General features: G+C 69.5%; 4 protein-coding genes and 1 pseudogene. All 5 read right to left on the reverse strand.

Annotated elements, in window-relative coordinates; genetic code table 11:
- The coding region (locus VGD44_RS19815) for a TonB-dependent receptor (RefSeq protein ID WP_331090104.1) at positions 1-1611 on the reverse strand (1611 nt) is incomplete at its 3' end.
- 72 nt (positions 1612-1683) lie between these two features.
- On the reverse strand, positions 1684-3003 hold the full coding sequence (locus VGD44_RS19820; RefSeq protein WP_331090105.1) for an MFS transporter: 1320 nt from the start codon (positions 3001-3003) through the stop codon (positions 1684-1686).
- Positions 2996-3481 (reverse strand): DUF3237 domain-containing protein, encoded by a 486-nt coding sequence (locus VGD44_RS19825; RefSeq protein WP_331090106.1) that lies wholly within the window; start codon positions 3479-3481, stop codon positions 2996-2998. The genes VGD44_RS19820 and VGD44_RS19825 overlap by 8 nt, the downstream gene beginning before the upstream one ends.
- Before the next feature lie 28 nt (positions 3482-3509).
- Positions 3510-3983: a MarR family winged helix-turn-helix transcriptional regulator gene (locus VGD44_RS19830; RefSeq protein WP_331090107.1), complete on the reverse strand. Its 474-nt coding sequence runs from the start codon at positions 3981-3983 to the stop codon at positions 3510-3512.
- Positions 3983-4445, reverse strand: a pseudogene (locus VGD44_RS19835) (ABC transporter substrate-binding protein); the annotation flags it as partial. The gene VGD44_RS19830 and the pseudogene VGD44_RS19835, both read right to left, overlap by 1 nt.

Raw genomic sequence — 4445 nt, forward strand, 5'->3', positions numbered from 1 at the left:
CGAGAGGTTCACCTGCAGGCGCTTGTCCAGCCACTGGGTCTTGGCGCCGCCCTCGTAGCTCCAGGCGTACTCGGGGTCGTACGGCGTCGACTGGCTGACGCCCGAGCCGGCGATGCCCTGGAAGCCGCCGCTCTTGAAGCCCCGCGTCGCCGACGCATAGACGAGCGCGTCCGGCGTCACCTGCCAGTCCACCGCGAACCGCGGCGTCAGCGCGTTCCAGTTCTTGCGGCCGCGCACATCGTAGTTGGCCGACAGCGGCGGCGGCAGGCCCGGGCCGGACAGCTTCAGGCCGATAAAGTGGCCCGACTTCTCCTCCCACGTCTGGCGCGCTCCGGCTGTCACGGTGATCGTGTCGGTCACCGCGAAGCTCAGCTGGCCGAAGATGGCGTAGCTCTTGGCGACGACGTCCTGCGGATAGGTGGCGACGCCGGTAATCGCCGGCGTCGGGAAGTCCTGCTGCAGGTCCTCGATGCGGATGTTGTGCTCGCGCAGATAGTAGGCGCCGACTTGCCCGCGCAGCCGGCCGTCCATGGCGTCGAACGCCAGCCGCACCTCCTGGCTGAACTGCTTGTTCTTCTCGTGGTCGGTCTCGGTGGACTCGATCTGGTTCGGCGGATTCACCGGGTTGGAGAAGAAGGGCGTGCGGAAGTTCAGGGTCACGGCGCGGTAGCCGGTGATCGAGGTGACCGTCCCGATCGGCGTGTTCCAGCTGACCTCGCCCCGATAGGTCTGCAGCCAGCGGCGGATGTAGCCGTCGGTGTAGGCGTTCATGATCCGCGGATCGGGGTTGACGCCGACGCAATGGACGCCGGCGCGCAGGGTGACGTCGCAGATGTTGTCGCGCGGGTTGCCCCGCTGGTCCTGGTCGGTGAAGTCGGCGGCCAGCACGACGTCGAGGTCCTCGCTCGGCAGGAAGCGCAGGGCGACGGCGGCCGTCCGCAGGTCCTGGTCGTTGACGTGGTGGCCCGTGGTCTCGTTGAACTCGTAGCCGTCGCGGAACTTCAGCGATCCGCCGAGCGAGAGGTACACGGTGTCGCTGAGCGGCACGTTGCCCCGCGCACTGATGGTCCGTCGATCGTAGTTGCCGAGGCCGCCTTCGATCCGCAGGCGGGTGTCGTTGGACGGCTTGCGGCTGACGTACTGGATCAGGCCGCCGACGGCGTTCTTGCCGAACAGCGTACCCTGCGGTCCCCGCAGGACCTCCACGCGTTCCAGGTCCAGCGCGTCGATGTCGGGCGTGCCGCCGCGGCCGGCGTAGACCCCGTCGACGAAGACCACCACCGAGGCGTCGCCGCCGGCGTTCTGGCTGATCCCGAAGGCCGAGCCGATGCCGCGGATCGCGAAGTTGGACTGCACCGGGTCGACCTGGCCGGCGCTGAAGCCGGGCGTGCGGATGGCGATGTCCTGCAGGGTCTCGATCGACTGCCGCTCGAGCGCGGCGCTGCCGAAGGCCGTCACGGCGATCGGCACCTCCTGGATGTTCTCCTCGACCCGCTGTGCGGTGACGACGAGCTCTGACACCTCCGTGCCCTGGGCGGCCGCCTGGCCGGCCGACAGCAGGGCCAGGGTCATGGCGGCCCACGACACGCCATTGATCAGACGCTTGGACATTCGCAACCTCCCCGTCTTGGCCCGTCTTCAGCGCGGGACCTGGGGGCACGGTACACGAGATTCCATAGAATGCTAAGTATTCTGCTCGGCGGCCTCCACCGCGCGGGCGAACGGCTTCAGCCCGGCGGTCAGGATCAGCGCCGAGACCGGCAGCGCCACCCCGGTGACGATGGCCAGGCCGTAGCGAAGAGCCTCCGGCCGGCCGAACGCCAGGTCGGTGACCAGGGCGATGGCCGTCGGCCCCAGGCCGAGGCCGATCAGGTTGGCCACCAGGAAGTAGAGCGCTACCATCCGCGCCCGCAGGCGGTTCGGCGTGATGAGCTGGAGCGCCGCGCCGGCCACGCCGCCGTGGATGGTGCCGATCAGCATCGCGACGATCATCAGGCCCAGGGCGAGCGGCGCCGTGGGCGCCAGCGCCATGCCGACAAAGAGCGGCAGAAGCAGAACCGCGTTCAGGCGGATGACCCGCAAGTGGGCGTCCTTGAAGCCGCGGCGGTAGAGGCCGTCCGCCATCCAGCCGCCGAGCAATAAGCCCGCCGCGCCGCAGGCGGCTGTCGCCACGCCGAACCACAGGCCCGCCTGGGGCACCGGCATCGCGTAGGTCCGGTGCAGGAATTGCGGGATCCAGGCCATGGCGCCGTACATCACCAGGGCGACGAGCGACATCCCGCCGAAGTGCGCCGCGATCGCCGCGGGATGGGTCTGTAAGAAGGCGAACAGTTCACCGCGCCCCGCCTTCGACGCGTCGCCCTGGCGCGGCGGCTCGCGCACCGTCAGCGCCACCAGCAACGCCACGAGCAGACCCGGCAGGCCGACCCACAGGAAGGTCAGCCGCCACGGCGCGAGCTCGCCCACGAGCGGGAGCGCCACCGGCGGACCCTCCGTGACCAGCTTCACGACGACCGAACCCGCCATCAGCGCGATGCCTGAGCCCAGCGGCACGCCGATGGAGTAGACCGCCATGGCCCGGCCCAGCTTCTCCCGCGGGAAATAGTCGCCCAGCATCGAATAGGCGGCGGGAGACAGGGTCGCCTCCCCGACGCCGACGCCGACCCGTGCGAGGAACAGGCCGACGTAGCCGCGCGCCAGGGCGCAGGCGGCGGTCATCAGGCTCCAGGCCGCAACGCCGGCCACGATCAGCCCGCGGCGGGCGCGTCGGTCCGCCAACCAGCCCAGCGGAATGCCGAGCGCGCTGTAGAAGATCGCGAACGCGAACCCCATCAAGAGACTCATCTCGGTGTCGCTGATGCCGAGGTCGGTTTTGATCGGGCCGACGAGCAAGCTCAGGATCATCCGGTCGATGAACGACAGCGTGTAGGCCAGCAGCAAGACAGCCACGACATACCAGGCGTAGGTCGGAGACGCCGGCCGAGGCCGGACCTCGCTACTCAAGGCCGAAGATCCGGTAGCGGACGCCCTTGGCCGTGCGCCGGCCGACGCCCACCGCCACGAGCGCGTTCAGCCAGCCGTACCGCTCATCGGCGGTCTCGAAGGTGGGCTGGATGCGGAAGTAATAGCTCTCCTCCGGCAGCGCCTCGACCTGCGCCGGGTCGCGAAAGGCGGCCAGCACGGCGGCCGGGATCACCAGCCGGCCGCTGTAGGTGACGTAGATCAGCGCCCCGTCATGGGTCTTCCAGATCGAGCGCACGTCGATGAGCGTCAGGGCCGCGCCATCCGGCCCTGGCCCCAGCTCGGACCAGTCGCCGCCGCCCGGCAGCACCTCGCCGCGCAGGCGCTCGCCCTCGACGGTCCCGCCCGCGATGTAGCTGACCCGGCGGTTACGGAAGGGCGATTTGCCCAGGGCCAGGGGCGCGTCGTCGTCCAGCCGGATGTCGACGACGCACAGCGGCCGGCCTCTCAAGACGTCCAACGGCTCCTCCCGCAAATTACTTAGAACTCTACATATCTGCGACCCGCTGGGAAGCCGTCGCGCGCGCCGCCTCGGCTGCGAGGTTGGCGGTCATGCGCTTGAGTACGCTTAGGCACGTCGCCAGCTCGGCCGCCGAGACGCCCTCGCCGGCGACCTCGTTGATCCGCGCCGCCGTCGGGATCAGCTCCGTCTCCAGGGCCTCGCCGCGCGCTGTCAGGAAGACGTTGATCTTGCGCCGGTCCTGCGCGTTGCGGGCCCGCCGGATCAGGTCCAGCCGCTCCATGGCGGCCAGCACGGTGACCGCCGTCGGCTCAGTGACGTTGTTGAGCTGCGCCAGCCGCTTCTGCGTCGCCCCGTTTTCCTGCCAGAGCGCCCGCAGGAAGTACCAGAATCCGCTGGTCAGGCCGGCGGGCGCCAGGTGGGCGTGCAGCACCCGGTCGAAGGCGCGGTGGCAGCGGCGGACCTGGAAGCCCAGGCTCTCGTCTGGCGGCAGGCCGGCCATCAGATCTTGAACGCTTCGAAGGTCTCCGCCGCGAACAGTTCCTCGGGCTGCAGGCGGCGCGCCGAGAGCCCCTGCTCGTGGTGGTAGCGCAGGAAGGTGTCGAGCACCGCCCGGTTCTTCGCGAAGCCGTAGGGCCACCAGTCGTCGCCGAGTTCTGCGCGAGCCTCTTCGACAGCGGCGACTTGCCAGGGCAGCATGGACGTCAGGGCCGACGTGACCGCGAGGTTGCCGTAGGTGACCGCCTGCGCCTCGCAGAACGCCTTGAACAGCGACTGTGCGATCCAGCGGTTGGCCTCGTAGATGGACCGGCGGATCGCCACCACGTGCATGATCGGGAAGATGCCCGTGCGGCGGAAATAGTCCTTCTCCACCGGCACGAAGTCGGGGAACAGCCGCTTCACGTCGTCGGGCCGCGAATAGAACGTGGACGGCGTGCGGGCCGTGTGCAGGGCGTCGATCTCG

It is taken from the genome of Phenylobacterium sp. (genome assembly GCF_036402295.1).
GTDB lineage: Bacteria > Pseudomonadota > Alphaproteobacteria > Caulobacterales > Caulobacteraceae > Phenylobacterium.